1 protein-coding gene and 1 pseudogene are annotated in these 1,541 nt (G+C 60.2%); both read right to left on the bottom strand.

Going from position 1 to position 1,541, the window contains the following annotated elements; genetic code table 11:
• Positions 1 to 67 precede the first annotated feature (67 nt).
• Entirely contained in the window at positions 68 to 1,306 is a 1,239-nt protein-coding gene (locus EXE44_RS16730; RefSeq protein WP_137706328.1) for an RNA-guided endonuclease TnpB family protein, read from the bottom strand.
• Positions 1,303 to 1,541: pseudogene (tnpA, locus tag EXE44_RS16725) on the bottom strand (IS200/IS605-like element ISNpe10 family transposase); the annotation flags it as partial. The gene EXE44_RS16730 and the pseudogene tnpA, both read right to left, overlap by 4 nt.

Here is a 1,541-nt window from a genome sequence, read left to right as displayed (position 1 = left end):
CCCCTCCCGCGCCTGAAGACGCGGGAATCCCACCACGGGATTTCAGGCCGAGAGCGGCCCTGCGGTTTCAAGACGCATTCGTTCCACGCGTCCCTTGCTGGGTCTCAGCATCGGCGTGGCTGTCTTGTGGGGCGGTCAAACGCCCCCCATCCTCAGCCGAGTCATCGCCATCCGTGTGTTCTCTTGAATGGCTCTCTCCGCTGAGGTAGCGGTCTGCGATATTTATCGCTCCGTTCACGTCCGCTTGATACTCACCCACCCAGCAAGCATCGTTCGTACACGTGAACGTCGCCTGACGCGGGCGGTAGCCTACCTCACCGCACGCGTGGCACTCCTTCGAGGTGTTGCGCGGGTGTACCGTCTCAACGGGGATACCCTTCTCGACGGCCTTGTAGCGTATCTGCGCATGGAGTTTGGCGAATCCCCATCCGTGGAGACGCCGATTCATATACTCGCCGTAGTCCATCGATTCCCGAATGTAGGTCAAGTCTTCTAGAACGAACACGGGGTTCTTGATGGACTCGGCGTACTCCACGACTTCGCGGGTGACATGGTGGAACACATTTTCGATCCGGTTCCACAGGTCGTCGCCAAAGGACTCTGCGATACGCTCGCTTCCGCGCGTCTGGAGTCGGCGCTTGGCGGTGAAGTAGGTTTTGCGGAGCTGACGAACGGTCTTACCCTCGTCGGCCCACAGTTTGGGCGCGGTCGGGGACCCGTGATCGTCGCGGTGACACACCGTGACGAGTGACGCTTCCCCGATGTCCACTCCGATAGGTATCCGTTTCTCGGCAGACGCCCCGGAGCGTTCCTCCACGTTGCGAGTGGCAGTAACGTGGATAAACCACATCCCATCTCGCTCGAACAGCCGGCTCTCACCCATCGTCGCGTCACCAGCGTTCACCGCTTCGAGCCAGTCTCGTTGTTTGGGATTCGGCTGTGCTGGCAGCCAGAGGTGGTAGTCCTCGTGGTGCGGGATTTTGACGTACCACTCGATCGCGTTCTCGGGCTTGTGGTCGAGTCGTAGCCCCTCGTTCGTGAAGCGCACAGGGTGGTCGTCGTGTAGCTCGCCCGCGTTGTAGGTCGCCGTGAGTTGCGGGACGTACTGTTTGAGTGCGTTCTTCGCGTACCCGCTCAGATTGTAGGTGACCACCACGTCGTTCGCCTCAGTCTGTGTGGTACAGTTCTGGTTGAAGGCGTCTTGGAGGGCGTGCTGGTACGCCTCTCGCGTCTCTCGGAGTTTCCGCCGCTTGTGAGCGTTCGGCTCTACCAGTTTGAGTTCCAGCGTCTTTGTGAGTTCGGTCACGAATCACCCTCCGTGTGTTGCTGGATGTAGTTCTCGACAGTCTCGCTGGAAACGTGTCCGGCGGTTCCTGCGTAGTAGCCTCGCGCCCAGCCGATTTTCTCGCCGTCGTGGTCGGCGTAGCGGTGGTTGTACTTGCGTGAGGAGATACCCTTGAACCAGTTGGCGAGGAGCGCCGGTTCGTTCTTGGGCGGACTACTGACGAACAGGTGAACGTGGTCGGGCTGGACGGTGAGAT

Origin of the sequence: Halorubrum sp. SS7 (assembly GCF_005435055.1) — an archaeon.
GTDB lineage: Archaea > Halobacteriota > Halobacteria > Halobacteriales > Haloferacaceae > Halorubrum > Halorubrum salinarum.
This window is presented reverse-complemented; position numbering and strand designations above follow the sequence as displayed.